A 26,020-nucleotide genomic window follows, 5' to 3' on the forward strand; every position below is an offset into this window, starting at 1 on the left:
ACAAGTGCGGCTTCTTTTTATGCTTCTACTTTATTGAAGAACTGTGGCAAATATTCTTTGTGTGCTTCTAGCATTTCATCTAGGATGCTTTTTGCAATGGCATCTGATGGAACAAGCGGGTTGATGGTCATTGCGACAAGTGCTGTGTTGTAATCGCCTGTCACGGCTGCTTCAGCAGCTACACGTTCAAAGGATTTAATTTGAGAAATAAGTCCTTTGACAGCGACCGGCATTTCACCAACAGCGATTGGTTTAGGACCGTCTTTTGTGATCACACAGTTGAGTTCAACCGCAGAATCATTTGGAATGTCACTAATAGCCCCGTTATTAATGGTGTTTACAGGCTGAATGTCATGCTTGTCGTTATAAATGGATGCAATCAAGTTACAAGCCGCATCACTGTAGTAGGCACCGCCTCGTTTTTCAAGCTGTGGCGGCTTGATGTCGAGATCAGGGTCTTTGTAAAGCTCGAACAAATCATTTTCTAATGCGCGAACGACTTCAGCACGTGTTCCTTCATTTGCTGCTGCTTTCTTTTCCTCAGCCAGCATATCACTTGTTTTGTAGTAGTAACGGTGATACGGACAAGGAATGACGCCAAGCCCTTTTAAGAAATCAGCATCCCACGGAATCGCTTGAATGTTGTTCATCGACATGCTGGAGTTTGGATCAGCCATGTCTTCGATGACTTGATCCATGATGCTTTTGCCATCTAAGAATACATTGAGTCCAAAGACCATATGGTTTAATCCAGCAAAGCTGACTTCGACTCTGCTTGCATCGACACCAAGCCCTTTGGCGATTCCCATGCGAATGCCGATCGGCACGTTACATAAACCAACGACTTTACGATGGTTTGAATAACGAAGAACGGCTTCAGTGACCATACCAGCTGGATTTGTGAAATTCACAAGCCATGCATTCGGGCAAAGCTCTTCAATATCTTTGACAATATCAAGAATGACAGGAATGGTGCGAAGTCCTTTGAATAGACCTCCTGGACCATTTGTTTCTTGACCAATGACATCATATTTTAAAGGAATGCGTTCATCCTTCATACGTGCTTCAAGAAGTCCGACACGGAATTGTGTTGTGACAAAATCAGCATCTACAAGAGCTTTCCTGCGATCTAATGTTAAATGAACCTCGATTGGGAGCCCTGCTTTTTTGACCATGCGTTTTGCAAGATTTCCGACGATCTCAAGTTTTTCTTTTCCCGCTTCAATATCAACGAGCCAAAGCTCGCTAATCGGAAATTCATCGTATCGTTTAATAAATCCTTCTACAAGCTCTGGTGTATAGCTTGATCCTCCGCCAATTGTAACAACCTTTAATCCTTTTGCCATGTTCTGCACCTCCGAATAATGTAACGCGCAATGTTATAATAGAGAAAAGTCTTTTTTCTTGTTTGTACATCTATAGCTTATCGTGAGAGCATCATGTGCGTAAATGACTTCAGCGTCTTTAGGCAAGGGTGCCCTATTTAGAGATTTGTTACATAAAAGAAACACATTGTGACATGTAGTTGGAGAAAGGGGAAGTCAGATGTTTTCAAGTGAGGTCATTTCCAGCTTTAATGAACTAGAAAGCGCTTTATACCGATATATCATGGAAAACAGTGAAAAGGTCGTGTACATGAGAATTCGAGATCTTGCAGATGCTGCACATATTTCCACCTCGTCTGTCCTTCGCTTTTGCCGAAAAGTAAATTGTGAAGGCTTTTCAGAGTTTAAAGTGAAGCTCAAAATGTATTTAGAATCAGAGCAGACACCTTCTTTAAAAAGCACACAGCACTTTCTATATGAATTTATTGAACGAACATTGAAGGGAGACTTTGAGGGGAAAATTAAGGAGGCCGCGAAGCTCATTGCTGAGGCAAAAAATGTGCTGTTTATCGGAACTGGCAGTTCTGGCATTTTGGCGCAGTATGGGGCGAGGTACTTTTCAAGTCTTGAGAAATTTTCATTTTACATCAATGATCCGTTTTTTCCGATGAATATGCAGTATTTAGACAATAGTGTCACCATTGTGCTGTCTGTATCAGGGGAGAACAGTATTACAATTGATCATATTTCGAAGTTAAAAAGAGAAGGCAGCAAGATCATTAGTATTACGAATAACCAGCACTGCACGATTTCACGCATTTCAGATTTAAATATTGCCTACTACGTCACAGATGAGCGGGTCCACAGAGCCAATATCACCACACAGACGCCAGTTGTGTATATTTTAGAAGCCATGGCCCGTGACATGTTTGCGATGTTAAAAGAAAAGTAAAAGAGCCGCTGCATACATCAGCTGCTCTCTTTTTTCTGCTTCATAAAAGCAAGGATGGCAATGCCGGAACAAACGAGCACAAATAGACCGCCCAGTAAATACACAGACCTCGCCCCGTATACATCTGCAATCAATCCAACAAAGAAAATAGATAAACCGACCGATACTGAAGAAAGGACGTAGTGAGCCGAATACACCTTTGATAAGTCATGTACTGGCGTTTCCGTTTGAAGAATGGTTTGCTGCGAAACATCTCGGATTTGGTAGGCAGGCCCCATCAAAATACAAAGCACCAAAGCAAGCCACGGCAGGCTGTTCAGTGAATAGACAATGGTCAGCACTGCATAAATGAATGAACCAGCTGCCATATAGAGGAGAAGCTGTTTTTGAATAAACTGACTCATCCATGCAGCTAAGAGCCCGCCTATGATGGCACCTGTATAATAAGCGGCATTGATAAATCCCCACCATTCCTCACCTTGCTTTAAATCATGGGTGACAAAGGCAAGCGTAATCGCCCCGATCCACACAGCACCCGCAATATTTTCACAAACATCCATAAAGGTCAGGGTGCGCACCGTTTTATTTCTCCAAATGATCGTCCAGCCATCTTTGAAGCTGTTCATCTTATTTGTTTTTCGAACCGTCTCTTCTTGCTTGAGAAGAGGAAAAACAGGGATGAATAATAGATAAGACAACACAATCATGACACAGGTTATCCACATTAAATAAAACGGCCCGATCCATAGGACGAGCATTCCAGTGAACGAATAACCGGCGATTTGAACCATTTGATGAAAAATGGAGGCTGTACTGTTTGCTTTCACAAGCTGATTTGCTGGTACAAGCATCGGCATGATGGCCTGCATTAAAGGACTGATGAACCCGCCTGTGAGGGAAATCAAAATAAGCGCACTAAACAACCAGACCATATGCTGCTGAAACAAATGAAATTGGGCTGTAAACACGATGAGCATCCCAAGACGTAAAAGCGGGACCCATTTCAATAGCCGGCCAGCTTGAAAGTAATCGGTTAAAACAGGAGAGAAGAGCCCAGCCAATAGCTGGCATATTGTTCTAATCAGCGGAAATACAGCCGCATAGGCAACAGATTGTGTATCTTGATAAATGACAAACGTGATCGTCATCACAAATAAAATATCACTCAGCATGAGAAGGCTTTTACTGCTTGTATAACACCAAAACTTGTTTCCCATATCAAACCGGCTCCTTTTCAAAAACAAGTTCAGTATAGCATGGTGATGGTGTGTCCAGAGGTTTTTCATTGAAAAATACATCTTAAGGATGAGAAGATTGTGATAAGCTAAATGAAGGACATTGTAAGGAAAGGGGCTCAATCGATTGAAAAAATTACCTGCACATGACTTTTTGGACAAACATGGCATTCCATATGAGATCAAAACATTTTCTGCCGAAACAGAAAAGGGAGCAGCAAATGTAGCAGCAGCTCTTGGTTTTCGTGAAAGACAAATGATTAAAACATTGATTTTTGAAACAGGAGAAGGGGAGCAGCTGCTTGTGATGGTTGGCGCTGACCAGCATATTAAGTCAGGGAAACTTAAGAAAGCGGCCGGCTCTCGTAATATTAAAATGGCTTCACCAGAGAAGGTTCTTGAAGTGACGGGCTATCGAATTGGTTCGATTCCGCCGTTTTGCTGGCAGCCAGAAGGATTCCGCACCATTATTGAGGCTTCGTTATTAGAAGAGGAAATATTAGGTGTTGGGGCAGGCGAATGGGGAAATGAAATCCTCATCACCCCAGAACAATTGGTGAAAGCCTCAAAAGCTGTACCGTTTGACATCGTGCAGCCAGCTGAATAGAGAAAAAAAGTGCCTGTTTCAGAAGCAGGCACTTTTTTAATTGGCAGCAGGCGTAGTAAATGGACCGATACCTTTCATTTGCAGGAAGGCATCCACGGTTCTATTTTCTTCAAGATCATTCGCCCGTTTGCACACAACCACCGGTCTGACGATCTCAATGCCTTCAATGTACACGCGCCCAATTTCTTTCCGCTTGAGACTGCCATGAACCGCATCACGGGGAACAAGTGTGATGCCATATCCAGCTTTGATCATTTGAATCGCTTCATGAACACCGCTGAATTGTAAATCAACGGTCGGTTTTTTGATTCCTTTCGAGGTAAAAAGAGAAAAGAGCTTATCTCTTGTGGAACTGCCTTCTTCACGCATCAAAAAAGGCTCCTGACTCAGGCGCTCCAGCGGGACGGTTTTTCCGTTTAACGGATGGTCTGCCGGCACAATAAAATCATAGCTTAAATTCGTTAAATGAGAAGTGAGAATCTCCTCATGGTGCAAATCCTCGATCACAGCGATGGCTACATCTGATTCATATTGAAGCAGGCTCTCTAAAACTTGAGCGGAGTTGCCGCTTTTTAATTCAATTTCTGTCTGTGGTGAAGATGTTTTAAAAGCAGCAAGCCAATCTGGCAGTAAAAAGTTGAGTGGTACATAGGTAGAAGCGATGCGGAGCCGCCCCTTTTTTCCGTTTTGTAAAAGCGTGATCTGATATTCTACTTCTTTTTCAGCCTCGAACACTTGCCGGGCATAAGGGTATAGAATTTTCCCCATTTCCGTAAGTGTAATGCCTCTGCCATTTCGTTTAAAAAGACGGAAACCGATCTCACTTTCAATGCTTCTAAGCTGAGCCGTCACAGCTGGCTGTGTCAAAGATAGCACGTCTGCTGTTTGTGTAACGCTTTTTGTCTCTGCGACCTTTGCAAAAATCCGAAGGGCATGTAAATTCAACTTTGCACCACCTATCAATTATTTTGATGGTTTAATCAAAAACATTCATTAGATTTATTATAAGGCATCCCTTATTGTAAAGATAGCGAAGGGGGAAGGGAAAATGGATCATCGTCAAAAGCAAGTGGTGTCAATATCACTTATCACAGCATTTGCACTGATTGGGGATTCAATGCTTTATATTGTTCTTCCGATCTATTGGAAAGAGGTTGGTTTATCATCTATTTGGGAGGTCGGGCTGCTGCTGTCCATTAACCGATTCATCCGCATCCCGCTAACACCTGTCGTTTGGTGGCTTTATCGGTTTGTCCCAATGAAGACTGGTGTATTGATCGCTATTTTGATTGCGTCCGTGACCACAGTGCTTTATGGTGTGAGCGGTTTTTGGCTGCTGCTGATTTGCCGCTGCGCTTGGGGGCTGGCATGGACGTTATTGCGTATGAGTGGAATGAGATTAATTGCTGAGATGGAGGAAAGCTCTCAAGGGCATTATACGGGCATTTATAATGGGCTTTACCGGCTTGGCAGTTTATTCGGCATGTTATTTGGCGGAATATTTGCCAGCCTGATCGGCTTCCAGTCCATGACGCTTGTTTTTGGTTTACTCACATTACTAGGAATTATTTTTTATGTCTCTTTGGATGAGATTGAAAAGGGAGAAGAGGGGCAGGTGTATCAAGTCATCAAACAGAGGTGGCTTGCACGAGATGTTGTAAAAGTATTAATGACAGGAATGCTGATCGCACTTGTGATCCAAGGGTTATTCGCATCAACACTCAGCCATGTCATTGAAGCAAGGATCGGTCATGGAGAATTTGCTCTGTTCGGCTTTGTCATCGGAGCTTCGGCTTTAAGTGGAATCATTCAAGCGCTCAGATGGGGGTGGGAACCATTTGTCGCACCGAAAACGGGCAGATGGTTTGATGGGCTTGTGATGAAGGAACGAACGCTTTGCTGGATGTTTCTTTCATTTGGAGGTCTCAGTTTTCTAGCGGTCATGCTGAAGGTAAGCGGCTGGTTTCTTGTGATGCTGCTTTTGATCCAGCTGCTCTCAACAATCTTAACGACATTAACGGATACGCTTGCTTTTCAAAAAGCGTCTGCTCAAACAGATAAAAACCGCTTCCTCGCAAGCTATTCCTTTGTTCAAGATATGGGAGCGGCTTTAGGACCCTTGTGCGGGTATACGATGATTCAGTTTTTTGGATCAAGCAGCGTCTTTTGGCTGATGCTCATCATAAGCTTATTGCTTGTCAGCATGTGGGCAAGAGGCAGGGAGCTGCATGTTACTTCTGATCCAGCTTAATAAATCAAGCGTTATACAAAGAAACTGCCTCATGCGCTGAATGCAAGAGGCAGTCGTGTTTTTTTATTCTAGATCTGAATCATAGGCTTTTTGCGTCAGCTGGCTGACCACCTCTTTTAACCCATTTGGTTTATGAAACTCAACAGGTGTGCTTCCTTTTTCGAAGACGATTTGATCTGCTTCAACGAGCACGACATATCGATTGTTGAGCTTTGCAATATGGATCGAGTGGCCAAAGTCTGCTAGAAGACCTTTGATTTCCGTTTCGCCTAGACGCATTTTCATTGTGATATCAGGAGTTTGTTCAACAATATGGGAGGCCGCTTGTGTGACCTGTTCTGTATCGAGTGTTTCTCTAATTTCTCGCTTTTCACTCGCTTCCCATATTTCAAGATCCTCTTCAAACTGCTTTAATTCTTCACTTTCATCCTGTAATGTTTCAAAAACCTGTTCCTGTACCATATTCATAACCTGTGATTTCATGATTTCAGGCATGGATTCACCGTATTCGACGAACTTCAAAAAGTCTTCAAAATAACGAGCGTGTGAAGATTGGTGAATTTTCACTTCAGCTTCTTCAGTCATTCCCTCTTCTGGCATAAACGGGTATTGAATCGATTTCATGTTTTTTGTCGTAATAGCCATTTCGACTTTTCTAATCAAGGTAGATGTATCAGCGATAGAAGCCACTTTTTGTTCGAAATCGCATTTCATAATAAAGACAAAGGAATCATCGAAATACTTTTTAGGAACAGCAGAAGCAACTAAAAAAACGCCGCCTCTGACAGCACTTGTATCTAAATATGTGCGAACAAACTGTTCACTGCATTCATTAAACAATTCTTTTGTATCTGCAAATCTCGTTTGATGAAATAGGTTGTAGTTTGGGTTTGAATCGAGCTCATGACCGGGTTCTACAATAAATCGGCCAATTTTGGTCGGTACTTGTTCAGATTTAGGGTGTCGGTCCACTTTTCGTTTGACGATTTTTTTCAGTTCACCGTCTAAAAAGTCCTTCAGCTCACTTTGTTCAAATTCTTCTTGATCTAGTGTTTGATAATGTTTAAATCGTTTATTTGCTTGTTCATCTTTGCCTTCGATTTCCACGACAAAGAATGATAGAAAACGTATCGTAAAATCCATTGATTGGTCACCACTTTTTCTTCTTCGGATATGTTGAGTATAGAAAAAGGAGTGAAAATCGTCAACGAATGGAGAAATATCGTGTCATTATTTCCCGAGAAATGTTTATTGAAAAACACTTGATAATAATTATCATTCTTGATAGAATGGTAAAAGAAAAGAAGGAACCTGCCAGTTCCTTCATCTCAGAGAAAAATATTATTTTGTTTCAAATGTTTCGCAATCAGTTTCAGCATTGCGAGTCACTTCAGTCATCGTGTTTTTACCGATTTTAATGGTAGAAGCGGTACAGCTGTTTTCAGCCCAAAAACGGCAAGAGTTCACTTCACAAAGAACGTTTTGTGCCAAGGGAATTCACCTCCGTAATTCATATTGAGAATGAAACAAGCTGCCACTTGAATTCATTCAATCTAGTAGTCTCTTTGTAGAAAGAGGCTGTTTGTGCTGGTTATGCACATGTTTATCATACCATCTACCCTGAAAATATACAATTTAAACTTTGGAAGAGCGAGAATATGAATCTCGCTCTTTTTTTATTTGTAAAAATAGTTAAATGCTAGGTGGCACACTCTCTCATTTCGACATATGAATAGAGTAGATTCAAAACCTGATGTCGGACAAAGTATGGGGGTACATGTACTGATTTTCCGCATAAAGATAGGGTTTTTAATCAAAAAATCTTCATAGAGAGATGAGGGGAGAAGATGAAAGCAGTCATTCTCTGCGGAGGAAAGGGAACGAGAATGAGTGAGGTCACACAAGCGCTTCCTAAACCACTTGCTATGATCGGAGATCGGCCTATTCTATGGCATATTATGAAAATCTATCAGTATTACGGTGTAGACGAATTTATCCTATTGCTTGGATATAAAGGAGAGAAGATCAAAGAGTACTTTCTGAACTACGACTGGCAGCATCACAGCATGCAGCTCGATATGGCGACAGGAGAAATGAAGCTTTTAGGGAAAAAGGAGAACTGGAAAATCACCTTTTTAGATACAGGTGAAGATACGATGACAGGCGGACGTTTAAAGCAGGCACAGGATTACATTGGTGATGAGACCTTTATGATGACGTATGGTGATGGACTGGCCAATATCAATATGTTTCATTTGCTGAAACGTCATCAGGATCTTGGAGCAGCTGCGACTGTCACAGGCATTGAAAAGAAGTCCCAGTACGGGACACTGAAGGTGTATAACGGGATGGCACAATCCTTCTCTGAGAAGACAGACAGTATCGGGATGATCAATGGAGGATTTTTTGTGTTGTCTCCAAAGGTATTTGATTATTTGACAGATGATGATCAATGCGTGTTTGAAGCGGAGCCTCTTCAAAACCTGGCGGATGATGGAGAGCTTGCCGTTTATGAGCATCACGGATTTTGGACAGCAATTGATACGTATAAAAACCTGAAGGAAATTAACGACATGTGGACAGATGGAAAACAACCATGGAAGGTTTGGTGACAGCATGAGCGGATTTTGGAATGGAAAGAACGTATTTGTAACTGGATGTACAGGGCTGTTAGGGAGCTATCTCGTTAAGGAATTGATTGATCAAGGGGCAAACGTGACTGGACTTGTGCGTGATCAGGTGCCTCGATCGAATTTATATCAAGGCAGTCAATTTGAAAAAATGAATGTGGTGCAAGGCGCATTAGAGGATATGCAGACGATTGAACGTGCGTTAGGAGAATATGAAATTGACACCGTCTTCCATTTGGCTGCCCAAGCCATTGTTGGGGTCGCAAATAGACATCCTGTTTCTACATTTGAAGCGAATATTTTAGGGACATGGAATGTACTGGAGGCATGCAGAAGACAGCCGCTGATCAAACGAGTGATCGTGGCATCAAGTGACAAAGCCTACGGTGATCAAGAGCAGCTGCCATACGATGAAGACATGCCGTTAAACGGGAAACATCCGTATGATGTTTCGAAGAGCTGTGCAGATCTCATTTCTCATACGTACTACAACACATATGGTCTTCCAGTTTGTATTACACGCTGCGGTAATTTATATGGAGGCGGAGATTTGAATTTCAACAGAATCATTCCGCAAACCATTCAGCTTGTGTTAGAAGGAAAGGCGCCGGAAATTAGAAGTGACGGGACATTTATTCGTGATTATTTCTACATTGAAGATGCAGTGAAGGCTTATTTACTGCTAGCTGAGAAGATGGAGGAAAAAGGGCTGGCGGGAGAAGCCTTTAACTTTAGTAACGAAATTCAGCTGACAGTGCTTGAGCTTGTGGATAAGATTTTAAAGGCAATGGGAAGTGAACTGAAGCCTCGTATTCTCAACCAAGGAACACATGAAATTAAGCATCAATATTTGTCAGCAGAGAAAGCGAGAAAGCTGCTTGATTGGAAGCCTGATTACTCCATTGATGAAGGCTTAGAGAAGACGATTGAATGGTACCGCGAATTCTTTCAAAAATAGAGGTGTAAAAAGATGAACAGCATATATTGTACGGTTCTTTCAAGTGGAAGACTTTATCAAGCCATTGCGTTTTTCTTATCGTTGAAGCAAGTAGAAGATGATGCTGTCATCAAGACGTTATGCATGGATGATGCTGCATTTGATTTGCTTCATCAAATGAATTTTCCGCATGTGGATCTTGTTCATGTACGGGAGCTCGAAACACCAGAGCTGCTGGAGAAAAAAGAGGAACGGGATGCATCGGAATATTGCTGGACCTTAAAGCCGATTTGGATTGAGTGGTTATTTGAACAGGAGCAGGCAGAGAGCGTGACCTATCTTGATGCGGATTTGTTCTTTTATGAGAGTCCTCAGGTGATTTTTCAACATCAGCCGAATGCTTCTGTTTTAATTTCGAGAGGGGATATTGTCATTCCAAGCTTTGATGCAGAGGAAGTGAAGATGCTTCAGAAGCTTTTAGGACGCTATAACTCAGGCTTTCTGCATTTTAAAGGAGATGAAGCCGGACGAAAATGCCTTAGCTGGTGGAAAGAAGAATGCTTAAAAGAATGTAAAAATGCACCGGGAGAAGGCAAGTTTGGCGATCAAGGATATCTAGATCATATGCCGAGGCTGTTTGACAAAGTAGAAGATATTGAGACAAAAGGCGTGAATATTGGTCATTGGAACTATGGGCAGCATTCTTATCGGGAGGAGAATGGACGTATTCTTCTGGAGGATGGGCACCCGCTCATTTGCTATCATTACAGCGGCTTTCGGATTGTGAGCAAGGATGAGATGCAGCAAATTCATGAAAAAGGACGAAATGACCTGCCGTTTTTCCAAGAAGCCTATCGGCAAGTGCTTCGCCATGTGATTGAATCTGTGGAGCAGGTCGATCCGCTGTTTAACGGCTATGCCAAACGGGAGGAGGATGACGCATGAACGAAAAGCCAAAGGTAAGCGTCATTATTCCAAGCTATAATGCCAAAGAGCGTTTAGAAGGAAGCCTTTTTTCATTAACGCTTCAGGAAACAGATATTCCATTTGAGGTCATTGTTGCCGATAATGGCTCAACGGATGGCACGATGGAAATGCTCGAGAATATTGAGGTGAACTTCCCATTTAAAAAGGTGCGTATTCCTGTCAATCAAGGGATTGCAAAGGGGCGTAATCATGCCATTCGCGAGGCGGAGGGAGATCTGCTCATTTTTCATGACAGTGATATGCTGGCAGAACCGAGATTTATTCAAAAGCATGCAGAGGCTCATGCTGACAGGGAGGATCTTGTCATTTGCGGTGTGTGCTGGAAGCGGATTTATCGCTATTTTTACAAAGCGTTTGATAAGGATCATATGAAGCGGTTGAAAAAGCAAGGACTGTATAAACGGAAAATGGAGGACAAAACACCTCTTTTATCATTGGAAGAAGTCGAAAATGGTGCGTTTTTAGAGAAAAGCTTCGATTTGCAGTCTGAGTTTATTGATATTCTGAAAGACATTTTGGAAACGTACCACTATGATTTAGGTTCTTATGAGCTGCCATGGCGATTTTTTATTACAAATAACTCCTCTGTTAAACGTAAGCATGTCATGGCACTAGGGATGTTTGATGAAAATATCGTTCGGTACGGATTTGAGGATTATGATTTAGGGATTCGATTGAATCAGCTTGGTCTCTCCTTTGAATTGCGAGAGGATATCATGAGTGTGCATCAAGAGCATCCAAGTAATTTAACGTCATTTGATGACATCAAATACAACATTTTGTATATGTGTGAGAAGTACAATCATATTGATGCTATTGATGTCCATTTGGCTTTCTCAGGTCCGTTTTCTCACACTGTGACAAATGATATTGTGAAAGAAGTTCGCCAGCTGCGCGAGAATCCAGCATTTGATGACCTATTATCCTATTTTTTAGAGCTGCTTCATTTGATCACAGAGCGGAATGTAGGCATCAAGCGGGATAAAAAAGATATGCTGACAGCCAAGCATGTTCCTTTGAAAAAGCTGGCAGAAGCGGCGCAGCTTGCACGTGAGGAGTATGGCTGCATGGTGCTTGTAGAAGCCATTCAAGGGCTGACGAAAGAGCTGTTGCGCGTTGATTTGTTCCAAGTGGATGTGTTGTAAATGGCGTCTTATCACTTTACAACCATTGTGTCGAATACCCATGTTTTTAAGCTTTTGGCGCTGATTCATTCGCTTGAACAAAACGCGCATGCCTTCAAGCTGTCCGTTTTATGTGCAGACCCTTTGGCTTATAAGGTATTAAAGGAGTTCCCTCATCCGCATGTTCAATATGAACAGCTTGAGGACATTGAAGATGATACGCTGCGAAAGGCAAAAGAAGATCGAACGTTTCATGAGTATTGCTGGACATTAAAGCCTGCTTTTCTGCTCAAAATTCTTGATTCCTCAGATGCAGATTATCTTGCCCATCTGGATACGGATTTGTATTTTTATCATGATCCAGAGGCGATTTTTGCAGAGAATCCAAGCGCTCATTTATTTTTGACGGATCATATGAATTCCAAGCGGTTCTATCATTTTTATGAGTTGTCTGGCCGCTTTAATACTGGGTTTGTAGGCTGCCGTAACACAGATGTTGCCAAACAGGCAGTCACGCAATGGAAAGAAAACTGTCTTGCCCATTGTACAGTAGAAATGGATACAGAAAAAAAGACGTACGGAGATCAGCGGTATGTGGAAAGATGGGTTGATGATTTTGAAGGGGTTCATATCGTTGCATCTAAAGGAGCCAATGCGGCGATTTGGAACATTGAAAACTACAAGCTTTCAGTTGTAAAAGGAGATATGTATCTCGACGAATGTCCACTCTTGTTCTATCATTTTTCTGCCTTCACGATCATTGACGAGAATACCTTTAACCTTAATTGGTATTACTATATGAAAGAACAGAAGCTTGTGGATCATTTGTATATTCCGTATGCCGACTTGGTTCATCAAAAGATTAAACAGGTGCAAAAGGTATTTCCAGAATTTAAGCAAGGATTTATTGCGAAGAAGCATGTTCCTGATACGCATTTTTATGAGAGATGAAAAACCGCTCATTTATTGAGCGGTTTTCTTTTTATGATTCATTCCATTTGGAGATGGTTTGGTCGCTGGGAAGTAAGAAGGCTAGGATGCCTAATATCGGTAAAAAGGCAACACCGATCATGGTAGGCGTTAAGCCGAAGGCATCAATGAATGAGCCGAGGGCAACCGATCCGATTGCACCCATACCAAACGCAAGCCCAACAGTTAAACCAGACATTGTGCCAATTTTCCCGGGAAATAGTTCTTGGGCATAAACCACGGTGACAGAGAAGCTTGATGTCAAAATGAGCCCAATCAGTCCGAGTAAAACATAAGCAAAAACCGGTCCGGCAAATGGCAGCAGCAGGGCAAGCGGGAAGGATGCCAATAAGGAAACTAAAATCACGTTTTTCTTGCCAAAGCGGTCTGCAAGCGGCCCGCCTAAAAATGTCCCAATTGCACCTAGAATAAGAAATAAGAAGATATAAGTCTGTGATTCTTTAATCGTCAAACCGTATTGTTCAATCGCATAAAACGCATAGAAATTCGAAATGGCATTTCCATACCAAGAGCGGGCAAAGATGAGAAAGACGATAATGCCAAGTGCAATGAGTGCTGATTTACGATGAATATCAGATCTGACAGCTTTTGCAGGAGCTTTTTTCGCTTCGGCCCGAATGGTTTGAAGCCTTCCTGCGTACCATCTTGAAATATAAAGAAGGAAACCAACCGCCAACATTCCAACAATCGTAAACCAAGCCACGCCTGTCTGACCGAGCGGGACGAGCATTAATGCAGCGATAAGCGGAGCAAAGGCTTGACCTGTATTCCCGCCTACTTGATAGATGGACTGGGCAAGTCCTCGTCTTGGACCAGCTGCCATGTTGGCAACACGGGAGCCCTCTGGATGGAAGATCGCAGAGCCGAGTCCGATAAAGACAACGCAAAGCAGAATGGTGGCAAACGACGGAGCAAACGCGAGTCCGAATATACCGACAGCACTTGAAAATAAAGCAATCGGAAGTGCATAAGGCATCGGCCGTTTATCTGTGTACCACCCAATAGCTGGCTGCATCACGGAGGAGACCATATTTAATGTAAAAGCAATCAGCCCTAATTGTGTAAAGGTCAGCCCCATTGAGCGTTCCAAAATAGGGAACATCGCAGGAATAACGGCTTGTAATGTGTCGTTCAGCATATGACAAATACCAATAATCAATAAGATGGGATAAACCGTTGAGCCGGTAACAGAATGTTGAGGTTTATCCTTTGTACGAGCAGCAATGGCCAATGAGACTTCCTCCCTTCATTTATCTGTTTTCTGATTTTTGCATTCTTCTCATTTTATTCATAAGGTGAACTATAAAACAATAGCAAATTGTCATGATTTAGAAAAAAAGAGACACAAGCATTTGATTGAGCTTGTGTCTCTAAAGAGTTATTTGTAAAAAGAAGCAATGACAGGTTTCATTTTTTGAACGACGAGTCCACTGCCGCCGCGGTTTTTCACCCCTTCGATCATGCCGACGAGGACGTAATCTTCTTTTTTAGGATTAAACGCAAGTAAAAATCCATTTTCAGTGCCGTCTGTTGCACCTTGTTTGCTCTTTAATTCTGCCGTTCCCGTTTTAGCGGCAATATCCGCTCCTTCGATTTGTAAGGAGTGGGCTGTTCCGTTTGGACTGGTCACGACCTTAGTCAATGCATCTTTTACTGTGTTTGCCGAGCCTTCTTTGATGATTTGTTTTGGTGATGCTGTTTTTTCATCTTGAATCACTCGAGGGTAGACAAGCTTGCCTCCTGTAGCAAATGGAGAATAGGCATGTACTTGTTCAATTGGTGACATGAGTAATTCACCTTGGCCATACGCCGAGTCAGCCAGTAAGATATCCGATTGAATACCATCGTTCGATACTTGTGCAGGCTTCATTGTAAATGGCATGTGTAAGTCTTCGCCAAATCCAAATGCTTTCACTTTTTTCTCGTAGGTGTCTTTGCCGATTTCGAGTGCTTCCTGTCCAAAATAAATATTGTCTGAGTACACAAGGGCATCGACCATACTTACTTTTTCTTTATCGTGAACACGTGTGATGCGATAATTTCCCCAAGATTGATCCTTTTGCCATTTCAGTCCGTGAATGGTGCGCACTTTGTCAGGCTTTGTGACACCTGTTTCCAGCCCAATGGCGGCTGTAATGGTTTTGAATGTGGACCCTGGTGCAAACCGGCTCGCATATCGAGCTTGGAATGGAAGGTCTGGATTTTCACTGTATGCCTGATATTGCTTAGGTGTGATCCCGTTTGTCATGAGATTGACATCGTAGGAAGGGGCGCTGACAAGTGCTAATAGATCACCTGTTGATGGATTCATGATGGTGACGGCCCCTTTTTCACCTTTCAGCTGATCATAGGCTTTTTTCTGTAAAGAAGCATCAATCGTCAGCTTCACTGTTTTTCCATCTTTTCGAGCTGATTTTTGCAATGTTTCTTCAATGCCTGTTTCATCATGGACGATGAGAATGCTTCCGCCATCTTGTCCGCGTAAGTTTTTGTCAAATGTGAATTCAAGGCCGGTTTTGCCGATGATTTGATCCGCCTTTAATGCTGGATTTCTTTTGATATCATCCGCATTTGCTTTTCCTACATATCCGGTGAGATGAGCGGCGGCTTTGTTATATGGATAGTAGCGCATTTCCTTCGTTTGATAGGTAACGCCATTTACGTCCTTTGGAATTGGCTTTTGTTTTAACATCGATTTGAGCGGGACAAACGTGTCGTCTGTGACCCATGCTTGTTTCAGCTGATTGTTGATTAGTTCTTCCTCTATATCAAAAGCTTTGCTGATCTTTTTGATATTGTGTTCTTTTTCTTCTCCTGTTCCGAGCTTTCCTGGGATGATGCCAAGGGCGTTTCCACCAGTTGTTTCTGCCAGGGTACGTCCTTTTCGGTCGACAATGTTTCCGCGGACAGCAGGGTCAGATTTGACCTTGATGGTATCTCCTTTTTCCATTTGCGGGAAGATGAGATTTGGTTTCCAGTCCACTTTCCACTTGTCATCTTCTTCGGTGAGAATGCCCTTGTAAGACAGCTTATGCAGCTTGCCAAGAGACGTTTTCATCGTTACATCATAGGAGAATTGATACCCATCTCCTTTGTCCTGTTTTTCAACGTTGAGCTTTGAAATGTTCAGATCATAAGCACCAATGCCGTTGAAAATATTGTCGTATTTTTCGGCTAGTTGTTTTTTTGAAAAGTCATTGGCTTTCAAAGATGCACTTGTCACCTCATCTGCCAGCTTCGTAAAGTCTTTCTTCTCCATATGTTTCGTAAAGCTTTGAGCGGCTTTTAAAGCCTCTTTTTCTTTTGAGAAAAGAGTATCTTTTAAGAAAAAGAAAGCAGCAGCAACGACGATGATGCTAAGAAGAGGGATAATGACCTTTTTCTGTTTCCAAAATGATTTTTTTTGATCCGTATACAATGAAAACACCTCAATTTTTGATTAGATCCTCTATATTTTACAGTGATTGGTCGTGATTTGTATAGTTTCTCCTATGAAAATAGACCAAGGGATCATGTCATGGTTGGGTAATGGGAGTAAAATAACTGCTATTCATCATGAAAGATATCTTCATTTTTTCTTATGATTTAAAGGATTTCTTAAAAGATCATCGAATGTTAGAAAAAATATGACAAGCGCTTTCAAAAGGGGGGAATTGTTATCGTTTATAAAAAGGTTAATTTGATTGGACTTGTTCTTGGACCGACACTCTTTTTGCTCGTTTTTTTTCTCATACCTGAAGATGAATTGACCTATGCTGCGAGGGTAGTTTTGGGCATTACAGCTTGGACAGCTACATGGTGGGTGACTGAAGCACTGCCCATTCCTGCTACATCTTTATTGCCCATCATCCTGCTGCCGACACTTGGCGGGCTTTCTATGGAACAGGCATCAAGGGCTTATGGAGATCCGATCGTCTTTATGTACATGGGAGGGTTTATGATCGCAATTGCCATTGAAAAATGGAAATTACATAGAAGAATGGCCTTACACATTTTAAGGGTGATTGGCACAAGAAGTGACCGCATTGTCTTAGGTGTCATGATCGCGACTGCTTTTTTATCTATGTGGATTTCGAATGCAGCGACAGCACTCATGATGCTGCCAGTGGCACTTGCAGTGATTAAAGAGGTCAAGACAAATGAAATCTTATCTGGTCCATCTCTTGATCGATTCAGTAAAAGCATCTTATTGTCGGTAGCCTATTCAGCGTCAATTGGAGGTTTGGCAACACTTGTCGGGTCTGTGCCAAATGCGGTGTTTGCTGCGATGTCAAAAAAACTGCTAGATCGAGAGATTATGTTTTTCGAATGGTTTTTGTTTGGTTTTCCAGTTGCGATAATTCTGCTTATTCTCTTATTTTTGTATTTGACGAGGATACAGTTCAAGGTAGAACACAAAGGTGAAATGAGTGCAGCGTTCATTCAAAAGGGATTAGAGGATTTAGGAAAAATGAAAAGAGAGGAAAAATGGGTATTTGTTGTTTTTCTCATGACGGCGTTCTTATGGATTTTTAAGCTCTTTTTGTTTGGAGGGATGACCGTATCTGATACGTCTATCGCCATTTTCGGTGCCATGCTGTTATTTCTCATTCCAGCAACAAATGGAGAGAGAATATTAGAATGGCAGGATATGAAAGAACTGCCGTGGGGGCTTTTGCTTTTGTTTGGAGGAGGGCTTTCGCTCGCTACGGGCTTTGCAGAAACCAATCTAACAGGATGGATCGGAGAAAATTTACAGCATTTAAACGGGCTTTCGTATATCATGCTGTTGATTATTTTAACGGGAGCGATTCTGTTTATGACTGAAATTATGTCTAATACGGCTGTTGCCAATATGATTATTCCGATAACGGTAGGGCTTGGGCTTGCGATTGGAATCGAGCCGTATGGGTTAATGGCCGCGGCTGCTTTGGCTTCCTCCTGTGCGTTTATGCTGCCGATTTCCACACCCCCAAACGCTGCTGTCTTTAGTGCGGACGTGCTGAAAATATCTGATATGGTCAGGGCGGGTTTTTGGTTAAATATCATCAGTATTGTGGTGATTGTTCTTGCGGTCTATTTCTGGCTGCCGGTAGTGCTGAAAAGCTGAGCGCATTAAGAAGAGGAAGGCTTTGATCGAATCGAGACAACCGGTGTTTTTGTTTCTTTTGGCTTCGGTGTTTGTGTGGATTTTTTGATGCATGTGTCCTTTGGCGTGTAATAGGTTGCCCCAATATTGAGCCTGCCTTGAAGCTGGTCAATAGAAAGCTCCCCAAATTCTAAATGGTAATCAATTTTGTCCACGCGCAGGGATTCAATATGGATGTGTGTATCCTCTGAGACAGGAGCAGCTGGTGCAGACATTTTTTGCTCAAGAGCGGCGAGTCTTTTTTCTAGCTCAATGACAGATGGGGATGGATTGGATTCAGTTTTTTTAAAGAGTGATTGAATGAAATGTTTCAAGTAGACCACAACCTTTTCTTCCGCCTTACTCTAGTCTATGGAAAAGCTGCCCCGTATATACTTATAGAGATGACAAGAAAGGGGAGACGCACATGCTGCCTACTCAGATTCACATTGCTCATATGAAAACGAATTCGATTGGCACAGGATCATCTATGACGTTTGGCTCGACGTTTGTTCGCAATCATTGCAGTTCGATCAAACGAAACAATGGCTTTGGGGAACAGAATGCTGATGGCGTGATCACGATCCTGCCAATTGAAACAATTGATGATCGTGATCAAATAGACGCAGTGAGTATCAATATTCGTCATCTATGATGATAGCCGTCGCTTTTCCTTCATCCTTTTGCAGGCGGATGTAAAGTACACCGTCTTTAAAGGCAGCATTCATTTGACCGAGAATCATCTCTGGAAGGCGGATTTTCTTTTCAAACGGACCATACTTCCCTTGCTTTTGGCGAAAGTCCTGCTCGTTAAAAAAGGAAAAACGCTGTCCTTTCACAACCAAATATTCACCATATGATAACACCTGAACATCTTCCTTTCGGTAGCCAGGCAAGTAAACTAAGTATTGAATTTCTGCATGGGTTTCCACCATGTCGATTGGAGGAAATGACGCATCTGATCCCCGCTGATCCTGCTGTGTGAATGTAAATGGAGATGGACCGTTTGCCATAAAGGGGGATCTTTGCTCATCATCGAAGATCATTTTCCAAAAATCATCTCCATGCATTTGCTGGGCAATATCCATCCACTGCTTCATTTTTTCGAAGTCCATGTGAAGACCTCCCGTTAACATACTTGATGGGTGCTTGCATATACCTATAAAAAGGAGGTTTATCTGTGGTTCAACCAACTCCGTATATCAATATTAATATTTTCATGTTAAAAATTAATTCCTTTGAAAATGCGTCGGCGGTGAATGTCGGACAAAATTTGTTAGCAGAGTGGCAAAACTCAGATAAAAAAAATCAGGGTTACGGACAGAATTTTGGAGATGCCAGCGGTTTTGTCGGTACAAAAAGCCATGTAGATGATCGAGATCAAGTGGACTCACCTGCCTCTTTTTCACCAGCAGCTAAACCCATTCAAAGGAAGTGACGTGTGATGTTATTCTCACCCTCAGTCGTCAATGTCGGTGCTTTTAAAATCAATGCAATGGATCGGGGTGCATCACTGACGCTAGGACCTTATCAGCAGATTGATTATTTTCTCTCAATGAAAATGAACCAAGGTTTTGGTGAGGACAATGGAGATTGTTCACCGCTTGTCATTCCGATTTCAAGCGTGTTAGATCCAGATATGGTGGACTCAAATTCAGTCAAAAACAGCGTGATTTAAACAAAAAAAAGAGACCGGGAACCCCCGAGTCTCTTTTCTAATGTGTTTCGTTGAGATGGCTTTTTCGTCTTGCATAGGTGAAATAGACAACAACACCGATGACGATCCAGATGAGGAAGGCTCTCCATGTTTCCCATTTCAGTGTGAAAGCCAAGATCATACAAATGACCGCACTAATGATAGGAAGGACAGGGACAAAGGGTACTTTAAACGCTGTCTTCATATTCGGATGTTTTTTTCGGAGTACGATCACAGCGATAGAGATCACCGTAAAGGCCGCAAGTGTACCGATGCTGACTAAATTAGCAAGTGTTGATAAGTTGACGAATCCAACGATACATGACGCAACAGCGCCTGTCAGCCAAGTGTTGGCAACCGGTGTCTTCGATTTCGGATGAACGTTTGAAAAGATTTTCGGCATGAGTCCATCTCGGCTCATGGCAAAGGTTAAACGAACCTGAGCGTAGACAAGTGCAATTAACACTGTCGTAATCCCGATAATAGCACCTGCGGATATAATGCCAGCGACACTATTCAGGCCAACCACTTGAAGAGCAAAAGCGACAGGATCACTGACATTCAGCTTCGTATAGTGAACCATGCCTGTTAAGACGAATGAAACCCCGATATATAAAATCGTACAAACACCGAGCGCACCGATGATTCCAATTGGCATCGCCTTTTGCGGGTTTTTGACTTCTTCAGATGCATTAGCGATTGCATCAAATCCAAGGTAAGCAAAAAAGACAGTTGCCGCTCCAGCAATCACGCCATGGAAGCCCATTGGCATAAACGGTGTCCAGTTTTCAGGTTTGACGTAAGCAAAGCCTGCAATGATAAAGAGCAGGACGATGGCAATTTTGATCAGCACAATAATGTTATTCAGCTTTGTGCTTTCTTTGACGCCTCTTGAGACGATAAAGGTGATGAGCAAAATAATGAGTGCGCCTGGAAGGTTAAAGACGGCCCCGTCAGCGGCTCCAGGTGCAGCTGATAAAGCCTTCGGTATGTGCAGGCCAAATCCGCTGAGCAGTGATTGAAAATAGGACGACCATCCACTTGCTACAGCAGAGAGCGCAATAACATATTCAAGCATGAGATCCCAGCCCATTAAGAAGGCGAGAAATTCCCCAAGTGTTGCGTAGGAATACGTATAAACGCTTCCTGACACAGGAATGGATGAGGAGAATTCAGCGTAGCAAAAAGCAGCAAGGGCGCATGCGATCGCAGCCAAAATAAAAGATATAATAATCGCAGGTCCTGCATCATTTGCCGCAGCAACCCCCGTAATGACAAAGATTCCAGTCCCGACCACACAGCCAATGCCAAGCAAGATTAAATCAAACGTATTCAACGAACGGCTGAGCCGCTTTGTTTGACTTTCAAGCATGAGCTGGTCGAGAGATTTTTTTCGAAATAAAGAACTCATGTTGACCTCCTAATGGATAAATCTTTTCGTAAGACGAATGTTAGTATATGCGGAAATGACAATTTAGTCAATTGGTTGAAAAACGCTTTAAATCACTAAAGTGTTAAACGTCACAACCGAATAAGTGTATAAAAAGAGACATCCGCCGGGAGATGGAAGGCGGATGTGGTAACAGACGACCTATGTCTGTTCAGCAAATATTTTTTCATTGTACAGGACACTTGGATGAGTTGGATGATGGGCGGAGGAGGCATGGTGATGTATTTTGGCTTGCTCCAGGTCGCCGAGCTGATAATAACAGTAGCAAAGCTGAAGGTGAGGATACCACGTTTTATATTGTGTAAGTGTGAAGGCTGTTTCGTTTTCAGGAGCCTTCAGCGCCTGCTCATACCAAAAGATGGCCGCCTGATGTTTATTTTGTATTTTTAGATGATCCCCGATCCGGCAGCAAAATTCTGGCCGGGGCTGATCATATAAGAAGGATCGTAATAATGAGGATAAGGCCGCTTCCTCAAAGCCTGCCGCATAATAGCAGTCCGCTAAATATTGGCATGTGCGAATTTCATCCTCAATCCAGCACTGTTTTGTGTTTAAAAATTCATGATAAAAACGAATCGCCCTGACATGTTGCCCGTTGTCTCTTAATTCATTGGCAAAATAAAAGAGATCACGGGGCGTCATGTCCTCTCCTTTTGCCAGCATGTCTTCATAAATTCGCAAGTTGCGCCCAGGCTCACCAAGAGTTGTTTTCTTGCGTTTTTGATGTGTGACGGCGATATCTGCTGGAAGGATGTTTCCATACACTTGAAGAAACTCATGAACGGCCCCATACCACTGAAAGTTTAAGGAGCGCTTCACAAGGCGATTTCTTCTATATTTAAAATTGACTTGACCGCTTTCATCGAATCCCACATGATAAAACATCGAAACGGCATCCACCGAGGGATCAAGTGTCTGCTTGAGATGAAGCAGTTTTTGGCGGTCTTCTTCAAGCAGAACATCGTCAGCATCGAGCCATAAAATATACTCTTTCGCTGCATGTGAGAAAGCAAAGTTACGTGCTTTTGCAAAATGCTGCACCCATTCAAAATCCAGTACCTTTGCTGAAAAAGAATGAGCGATCTCCTTCGTTTGATCTGTTGATCCCGTATCAACGATAATCATCTCATCGACAATGTCTTGAACAGAAGAAAGACAGTCTGCCAGCACTTCCTCTTCATTTTTCACAATCATACATAAGCTAATGGTTATCATCTTTAGATCACCTCTTCATAGTGTATCGAGCATCAAAAGGAAACATTCTTTTCAGCAGCGGGTTTTTTAAAACTAGTTTTCTGCTACTGGCTGATTTAAAATAAAGGAAGAATCTATGTAAGGGCTGATAAAATGAGTTTATTGAATGTTGAAGGATTATATAAAACCTATGGCGAGAAAACGCTGTTTGATCATATTTCGTTTCATATAGAACCGAAGGAGCGCATCGGATTGATTGGACCAAATGGTACAGGGAAGTCAACGCTTCTAAAAGTAATCGCGGGGCTTGAATCGTTTGAGGAAGGTGACATCACGAAAGCAGGGACACTTGATATCGAATTTCTTGAGCAAGATCCTGAAATGAGCGGAAATGAAACGATTCTTGACTACATTTTTTCTGGAACGGCACCAATGATTCAAACGATGAAGGCGTATGAACAGGCACTCGCTGATTTAGAGCATGACCCGCAAAATGAGGCAAAACAAGAGGCGCTGATGCGCATGCAAAACCGAATGGATCAGGAAGACGCTTGGGATGCGAACCTTTCAGCCAAAACGATTTTGACAAAGCTTGGCGTGAAAGATGTGAGCCGCTCTGTACATGCATTATCAGGCGGACAGAAGAAACGTGTCGCCATTGCTAAAAATTTAATTCAGCCTGCAGGTTTGCTGATTTTAGATGAGCCAACCAACCACCTTGATAATGCCACCATTGAATGGCTTGAAGGATATTTAAGCCAATATAGCGGTGCTGTCATTCTCGTGACGCACGATCGTTATTTCTTAAACCGGGTAGCCAATCGGATTTATGAGTTAAATCAAGGACAGCTTTATACGTATAAAGGAAATTATGAAGTCTTTTTAGAAAAAAGAGCGGAGCGGGAAGCAGAGGCTCAGGTGAAAGAAACGAAGCGTCAAAACTTGCTTAGACGAGAGCTTGCATGGCTGAGACGAGGAGCAAAAGCAAGAACGACAAAGCAGAAAGCACGTATCGGCAGAGTCGAAGAGCTGAAGGACCAAAAAGGGCCTGATGCGAAGGGAGAGCTTGATTTTGCCATCGGCTCGCACCGCCTAGGAAAACAAGTGATCGAGGCAGAAGACTTATCGATTTCATTTGCTGGCCAGACCCTTGTGGAGCGGTTTACAGATTTAGTCGTGCCGGGTGATCGTATCGGATTCATCGGACCGAATGGAGTCGGCAAAACCACTCTGCTGAACTGTTTAGCGGGTAAAATCGAACCGACCTCAGGACAATTGACCATTGGACAAACTGTTCGTATTGGTTACTACACGCAGGATCACAAGGAAATGAATGATGAGCTGACCATCATTGAGTATATCAAGGAAACAGCTGAGATCGTCAAGACGTCTGATGGCGCCATTGTCACAGCAGAGCAGATGCTGGAGCGCTTCCTTTTCCCAAGATCGATGCAGCGGACGTTTATTCGTAAGCTGTCAGGGGGAGAACGCCGCAGATTGTATTTATTGAAGGTCTTAATGGAAGAACCGAATGTTCTCTTTTTAGATGAGCCGACGAACGACCTTGATACAGAAACCCTCAGTATTTTAGAGGATTATTTAGAACAGTTCCCTGGCGTCGTCATCACCGTGTCCCATGATCGTTATTTCTTAGACCGAGTGGTTCACCGTCTGCTTGTCTTTGAAGGAAATGGCCGCATTTCACACTTCCAAGGTGCTTACAGCGATTATATGGAACAGGAAAAAGAGCAGAAGCGGACAGAGGCAAAGCCTGCTGAAAAACAAGTAGAAGCTGCGCCGAAAAAGAGAAAAAAACTTTCTTATAAAGACCAGCTTGAATGGGACGGGATTGAAGACCGGATACAGGCATTAGAAGAAAAACATCAGCAGCTCGAAGCCGGCATTGCGGAGGCAGGCAGTGATTTTGGGAAAATTCAAGAGCTGATGGACGAACAAAAAGCCGTTGCGGAAGAACTAGAACAAGCAATGGACCGCTGGACAGAACTGTCGCTTATGATTGAGGAATTAAATGAATAAAGAAGTGGAAATAAAAAACCTGTAGAGCGATCTACAGGTTTTTTTCATAGGAGCATTTGGCATACGCATCATGCTGGTGGATGGATTCCTCATTACGGCACTCGACTTGAAAGGATTTAATCCATGGCTGCTCATATAATTCGATGGCAATTAATCTTGTGATATCTTCTACAAAGCGCGGATTTTCATAAGCCTCTTCCGTCACTTTCTTTTCATCAGGTCTTTTGAGCACGGGATAAAGCGGTGCGCTCGCATTGGACTCAATGATATGTAAAAGAGCGGCCTTGATGTCGTCAGGATGCGATGCTTGTTCAAACAATCCTACTAGAATGGAAACAGATCCGCGCTGATTATGTGCACCATATTCACTGATTTCCTTGGAACAGGGACATAATGTCGTGACCTGTGCATCACAGCCGACGTGACAGGTCCATCCGTCCTTTTCATGAAAATGGACGTCATATTTGATAGTCGCATGCATCAAGCCTGACTGACCGGTGACTGGGCTCTGTTTTTCCATGTACCATGGAAAGGCAACTTGAACGGAAGCAGAGGGCTGATTCATTCTCCGGGCGAGCGCTGCCGTCAATTCTTTTAGGGCATTCACATCAAGCGGCTTGCTGCTCTCATAAAACGAGTGCAGCTGTTCAGTGAGACGGCTCATATGAATGCCTTTTTGATGAGCTGGCAGGGAAGTACTCAGTGAAAATTCAGCAGTAGTTGTCTGGCGCTGTGGTGCTGTTTTAGATACGATATGCACCGGATAGGACATGCGGCAGATCCCGACTTGTTCAAGATGAAAATAAAAGTCCTGCTCTGTTTTTTGAATGTCCGTCATGTTCTCTTTTTGCCAAGGCTTTGTGCCAAGACTTGGCGGTACAGATCCGAATAGCTGGTGCCGTTCTTCTTTAGATAGAAATGAGCGCATATAGTACCTCCTTTAAATCGTAATAATTACTATTTATTTTGCGATAAAACAGGGAGGAAATCAAGGGTTAAAACTTTGACGTTTACGTTAAGGTTATAAAGGTGTATAATAAAACATGAATTGATGAGCAGGAGGCACTGGTGATGGAATGGATGAAAATTGATCAAGTGGCGAAAAGAAGCGGACTAACAAAACGGACGATTCGTTTCTATGAAGAGATTGGTTTATTATCAGCACCAAAGCGGACAGAGGGCGGAGTCAGACTTTACTCAGAGGACGACATGGAAGAGCTAGAGAAAGTGATGCAGGCAAAAGAGGTACTCGGCTTTTCTTTACAGGAGCTTCAATCGTTTATGGAAATCGGAAAGCAGCTAGAGCTGAATAAAGAAGGCTACTTGCTGTCGCTTGATCCGAAGGAACGATTAGAGAAGCTGTTAGATATTGAGGCGCAGCTGACTGTGCAGCATCAATTGATTTCAAAAAAGCTTGAAACCATTCAATCCTTTAAAAAGGATCTTGAAGCGATGAAAGAAAGAGCGGCTCATGCAATTGAGCAATTACAAAAATAAA

The 26,020-nt window shown here is 42.7% G+C and carries 26 protein-coding genes; 14 read left to right on the plus strand and 12 right to left on the minus strand.

The annotated features are described in order from the left end of the window. Positions 1-17 precede the first annotated feature (17 nt). Positions 18-1,346 carry a 6-phospho-beta-glucosidase gene (locus MHH61_RS12430; protein ID WP_024424565.1) on the minus strand — a complete coding sequence of 443 codons (1,329 nt, stop codon included), beginning with the start codon at positions 1,344-1,346 and terminating at the stop codon, positions 18-20. A 199-nt stretch (positions 1,347-1,545) separates the two neighbouring features. On the opposite strand from MHH61_RS12430, the gene MHH61_RS12435 reads away from it, so the two are divergent. Next, positions 1,546-2,277 carry a MurR/RpiR family transcriptional regulator gene (locus tag MHH61_RS12435; RefSeq protein ID WP_024424566.1) on the plus strand — a complete coding sequence of 244 codons (732 nt, stop codon included), beginning with the start codon at positions 1,546-1,548 and terminating at the stop codon, positions 2,275-2,277. A gap of 17 nt (positions 2,278-2,294) precedes the next feature. Here MHH61_RS12435 and MHH61_RS12440 read toward each other — a convergent pair whose 3' ends face one another. After that, entirely contained in the window at positions 2,295-3,494 is a 1,200-nt protein-coding gene (locus MHH61_RS12440) for an MFS transporter (RefSeq protein WP_125587233.1), read from the minus strand. 145 nt (positions 3,495-3,639) lie between these two features. Here MHH61_RS12440 and MHH61_RS12445 point away from each other — a divergent pair, with 145 nt between their 5' ends. After that, positions 3,640-4,119 (plus strand): aminoacyl-tRNA deacylase, encoded by a 480-nt coding sequence (locus MHH61_RS12445; protein WP_024424568.1) that lies wholly within the window; start codon positions 3,640-3,642, stop codon positions 4,117-4,119. A 36-nt stretch (positions 4,120-4,155) separates the two neighbouring features. Here the strand turns inward: MHH61_RS12445 and MHH61_RS12450 are convergent, their stop codons facing one another. Continuing rightward, a complete protein-coding gene (locus MHH61_RS12450; RefSeq protein ID WP_125587234.1) occupies positions 4,156-5,064 on the minus strand; it encodes a LysR family transcriptional regulator in 909 nt (302 codons plus the stop codon). Positions 5,065-5,167: 103 nt separating this feature from the next. On the opposite strand from MHH61_RS12450, the gene MHH61_RS12455 reads away from it, so the two are divergent. Then, complete coding sequence (locus tag MHH61_RS12455) at positions 5,168-6,370, plus strand: MFS transporter (protein WP_125587235.1); 1,203 nt, start codon at positions 5,168-5,170, stop codon at positions 6,368-6,370. Between the two features lie 63 nt (positions 6,371-6,433). Here the strand turns inward: MHH61_RS12455 and MHH61_RS12460 are convergent, their stop codons facing one another. Continuing rightward, a complete protein-coding gene (locus MHH61_RS12460) occupies positions 6,434-7,513 on the minus strand; it encodes a DUF3900 domain-containing protein (RefSeq protein WP_024426661.1) in 1,080 nt (359 codons plus the stop codon). Positions 7,514-7,711: 198 nt separating this feature from the next. Beyond that, positions 7,712-7,861 (minus strand): DUF1540 domain-containing protein, encoded by a 150-nt coding sequence (locus tag MHH61_RS12465; RefSeq protein ID WP_073204211.1) that lies wholly within the window; start codon positions 7,859-7,861, stop codon positions 7,712-7,714. A gap of 356 nt (positions 7,862-8,217) precedes the next feature. Here MHH61_RS12465 and rfbF point away from each other — a divergent pair, with 356 nt between their 5' ends. Genes rfbF through MHH61_RS12490 form a run of 5 tightly spaced genes read left to right on the plus strand, consistent with a single transcriptional unit; the run spans position 8,218 to position 12,999 of the window. Continuing rightward, the gene (gene rfbF, locus MHH61_RS12470; RefSeq protein WP_024424573.1) at positions 8,218-8,982 is read left to right on the plus strand and encodes a glucose-1-phosphate cytidylyltransferase; all 765 of its coding nucleotides are present in this window, start codon (positions 8,218-8,220) and stop codon (positions 8,980-8,982) included. Positions 8,983-8,986: 4 nt separating this feature from the next. Continuing rightward, positions 8,987-9,958: a GDP-mannose 4,6-dehydratase gene (locus tag MHH61_RS12475; protein WP_025092661.1), complete on the plus strand. Its 972-nt coding sequence runs from the start codon at positions 8,987-8,989 to the stop codon at positions 9,956-9,958. Between the two features lie 12 nt (positions 9,959-9,970). Then, positions 9,971-10,882 (plus strand): putative nucleotide-diphospho-sugar transferase, encoded by a 912-nt coding sequence (locus MHH61_RS12480; protein ID WP_024426658.1) that lies wholly within the window; start codon positions 9,971-9,973, stop codon positions 10,880-10,882. After that, positions 10,879-12,069, plus strand: a complete 1,191-nt coding sequence (locus MHH61_RS12485; RefSeq protein ID WP_056767615.1) for a glycosyltransferase family 2 protein — start codon at positions 10,879-10,881, stop codon at positions 12,067-12,069. The genes MHH61_RS12480 and MHH61_RS12485 overlap by 4 nt, the downstream gene beginning before the upstream one ends. Next, positions 12,070-12,999 (plus strand): putative nucleotide-diphospho-sugar transferase, encoded by a 930-nt coding sequence (locus MHH61_RS12490; protein ID WP_125587236.1) that lies wholly within the window; start codon positions 12,070-12,072, stop codon positions 12,997-12,999. It abuts the gene before it with no gap. Between the two features lie 31 nt (positions 13,000-13,030). Here MHH61_RS12490 and MHH61_RS12495 read toward each other — a convergent pair whose 3' ends face one another. Continuing rightward, on the minus strand, positions 13,031-14,269 hold the full coding sequence (locus MHH61_RS12495) for an MFS transporter (RefSeq protein WP_024426656.1): 1,239 nt from the start codon (positions 14,267-14,269) through the stop codon (positions 13,031-13,033). Positions 14,270-14,416: 147 nt separating this feature from the next. Then, positions 14,417-16,456, minus strand: coding sequence for a penicillin-binding transpeptidase domain-containing protein (locus MHH61_RS12500; RefSeq protein ID WP_125587237.1), 2,040 nt, complete (start codon positions 16,454-16,456; stop codon positions 14,417-14,419). A gap of 261 nt (positions 16,457-16,717) precedes the next feature. Between MHH61_RS12500 and MHH61_RS12505 the strand changes: the two genes are divergently transcribed. Beyond that, positions 16,718-18,127 (plus strand): DASS family sodium-coupled anion symporter, encoded by a 1,410-nt coding sequence (locus tag MHH61_RS12505; RefSeq protein ID WP_211484857.1) that lies wholly within the window; start codon positions 16,718-16,720, stop codon positions 18,125-18,127. 5 nt (positions 18,128-18,132) lie between these two features. Here MHH61_RS12505 and MHH61_RS12510 read toward each other — a convergent pair whose 3' ends face one another. After that, positions 18,133-18,480: a hypothetical protein gene (locus tag MHH61_RS12510; protein WP_025092664.1), complete on the minus strand. Its 348-nt coding sequence runs from the start codon at positions 18,478-18,480 to the stop codon at positions 18,133-18,135. A 92-nt stretch (positions 18,481-18,572) separates the two neighbouring features. Between MHH61_RS12510 and MHH61_RS12515 the strand changes: the two genes are divergently transcribed. Beyond that, on the plus strand, positions 18,573-18,800 hold the full coding sequence (locus tag MHH61_RS12515; protein WP_125587239.1) for a hypothetical protein: 228 nt from the start codon (positions 18,573-18,575) through the stop codon (positions 18,798-18,800). On the opposite strand, the gene MHH61_RS12520 is transcribed toward MHH61_RS12515, so the two are convergent. Beyond that, positions 18,781-19,260 carry an Hsp20/alpha crystallin family protein gene (locus MHH61_RS12520; RefSeq protein WP_125587240.1) on the minus strand — a complete coding sequence of 160 codons (480 nt, stop codon included), beginning with the start codon at positions 19,258-19,260 and terminating at the stop codon, positions 18,781-18,783. The two genes, MHH61_RS12515 and MHH61_RS12520, sit on opposite strands and share 20 nt — an antisense overlap. 65 nt (positions 19,261-19,325) lie before the next feature. Here MHH61_RS12520 and MHH61_RS12525 point away from each other — a divergent pair, with 65 nt between their 5' ends. Both MHH61_RS12525 and MHH61_RS12530 read left to right on the plus strand, forming a co-directional pair. Further along, a complete protein-coding gene (locus tag MHH61_RS12525; RefSeq protein WP_003213975.1) occupies positions 19,326-19,583 on the plus strand; it encodes a hypothetical protein in 258 nt (85 codons plus the stop codon). A 6-nt stretch (positions 19,584-19,589) separates the two neighbouring features. After that, a complete protein-coding gene (locus MHH61_RS12530) occupies positions 19,590-19,823 on the plus strand; it encodes a hypothetical protein (RefSeq protein WP_034282744.1) in 234 nt (77 codons plus the stop codon). 37 nt (positions 19,824-19,860) lie between these two features. Here MHH61_RS12530 and MHH61_RS12535 read toward each other — a convergent pair whose 3' ends face one another. Then, positions 19,861-21,252: an amino acid permease gene (locus MHH61_RS12535; RefSeq protein ID WP_125587241.1), complete on the minus strand. Its 1,392-nt coding sequence runs from the start codon at positions 21,250-21,252 to the stop codon at positions 19,861-19,863. 180 nt (positions 21,253-21,432) lie between these two features. Further along, complete coding sequence (locus MHH61_RS12540) at positions 21,433-22,506, minus strand: glycosyltransferase family 2 protein (protein WP_125587242.1); 1,074 nt, start codon at positions 22,504-22,506, stop codon at positions 21,433-21,435. A 132-nt stretch (positions 22,507-22,638) separates the two neighbouring features. Here MHH61_RS12540 and MHH61_RS12545 point away from each other — a divergent pair, with 132 nt between their 5' ends. Beyond that, positions 22,639-24,522, plus strand: a complete 1,884-nt coding sequence (locus MHH61_RS12545) for an ABC-F family ATP-binding cassette domain-containing protein (protein ID WP_125587243.1) — start codon at positions 22,639-22,641, stop codon at positions 24,520-24,522. Between the two features lie 31 nt (positions 24,523-24,553). Here the strand turns inward: MHH61_RS12545 and folE2 are convergent, their stop codons facing one another. Next, positions 24,554-25,450 carry a GTP cyclohydrolase FolE2 gene (folE2, locus tag MHH61_RS12550; protein WP_125587244.1) on the minus strand — a complete coding sequence of 299 codons (897 nt, stop codon included), beginning with the start codon at positions 25,448-25,450 and terminating at the stop codon, positions 24,554-24,556. Between the two features lie 143 nt (positions 25,451-25,593). On the opposite strand from folE2, the gene MHH61_RS12555 reads away from it, so the two are divergent. Next, the gene (locus MHH61_RS12555) at positions 25,594-26,019 is read left to right on the plus strand and encodes a MerR family transcriptional regulator (protein WP_024424586.1); all 426 of its coding nucleotides are present in this window, start codon (positions 25,594-25,596) and stop codon (positions 26,017-26,019) included. Position 26,020: the final 1 nt, after the last annotated feature.

This window comes from Bacillus sp. FSL K6-3154 (genome assembly GCF_040869395.1).
In the GTDB taxonomy this organism is placed as follows: Bacteria; Bacillota; Bacilli; order Bacillales; family Bacillaceae; genus Bacillus; species Bacillus safensis.

What these genes read in the sequence shown, in the direction of transcription:
- MHH61_RS12430 (WP_024424565.1), bottom strand. Translation starts at nt 1,346, where the DNA reads ATGGCAAAAGGATTAAAGGTTGTTACAATTGGCGGAGGATCAAGCTAT.
- MHH61_RS12435 (WP_024424566.1), top strand. Translation starts at nt 1,546, where the DNA reads ATGTTTTCAAGTGAGGTCATTTCCAGCTTTAATGAACTAGAAAGCGCT.
- MHH61_RS12440 (WP_125587233.1), bottom strand. Translation starts at nt 3,494, where the DNA reads ATGGGAAACAAGTTTTGGTGTTATACAAGCAGTAAAAGCCTTCTCATG.
- MHH61_RS12455 (WP_125587235.1), top strand. Translation starts at nt 5,168, where the DNA reads ATGGATCATCGTCAAAAGCAAGTGGTGTCAATATCACTTATCACAGCA.
- MHH61_RS12460 (WP_024426661.1), bottom strand. Translation starts at nt 7,513, where the DNA reads ATGGATTTTACGATACGTTTTCTATCATTCTTTGTCGTGGAAATCGAA.
- rfbF (WP_024424573.1), top strand. Translation starts at nt 8,218, where the DNA reads ATGAAAGCAGTCATTCTCTGCGGAGGAAAGGGAACGAGAATGAGTGAG.
- MHH61_RS12475 (WP_025092661.1), top strand. Translation starts at nt 8,987, where the DNA reads ATGAGCGGATTTTGGAATGGAAAGAACGTATTTGTAACTGGATGTACA.
- MHH61_RS12480 (WP_024426658.1), top strand. Translation starts at nt 9,971, where the DNA reads ATGAACAGCATATATTGTACGGTTCTTTCAAGTGGAAGACTTTATCAA.
- MHH61_RS12485 (WP_056767615.1), top strand. Translation starts at nt 10,879, where the DNA reads ATGAACGAAAAGCCAAAGGTAAGCGTCATTATTCCAAGCTATAATGCC.
- MHH61_RS12490 (WP_125587236.1), top strand. Translation starts at nt 12,070, where the DNA reads ATGGCGTCTTATCACTTTACAACCATTGTGTCGAATACCCATGTTTTT.
- MHH61_RS12515 (WP_125587239.1), top strand. Translation starts at nt 18,573, where the DNA reads ATGCTGCCTACTCAGATTCACATTGCTCATATGAAAACGAATTCGATT.
- MHH61_RS12520 (WP_125587240.1), bottom strand. Translation starts at nt 19,260, where the DNA reads ATGGACTTCGAAAAAATGAAGCAGTGGATGGATATTGCCCAGCAAATG.
- MHH61_RS12530 (WP_034282744.1), top strand. Translation starts at nt 19,590, where the DNA reads ATGTTATTCTCACCCTCAGTCGTCAATGTCGGTGCTTTTAAAATCAAT.
- MHH61_RS12535 (WP_125587241.1), bottom strand. Translation starts at nt 21,252, where the DNA reads ATGAGTTCTTTATTTCGAAAAAAATCTCTCGACCAGCTCATGCTTGAA.
- MHH61_RS12540 (WP_125587242.1), bottom strand. Translation starts at nt 22,506, where the DNA reads ATGATAACCATTAGCTTATGTATGATTGTGAAAAATGAAGAGGAAGTG.
- MHH61_RS12545 (WP_125587243.1), top strand. Translation starts at nt 22,639, where the DNA reads ATGAGTTTATTGAATGTTGAAGGATTATATAAAACCTATGGCGAGAAA.
- folE2 (WP_125587244.1), bottom strand. Translation starts at nt 25,450, where the DNA reads ATGCGCTCATTTCTATCTAAAGAAGAACGGCACCAGCTATTCGGATCT.
- MHH61_RS12555 (WP_024424586.1), top strand. Translation starts at nt 25,594, where the DNA reads ATGGAATGGATGAAAATTGATCAAGTGGCGAAAAGAAGCGGACTAACA.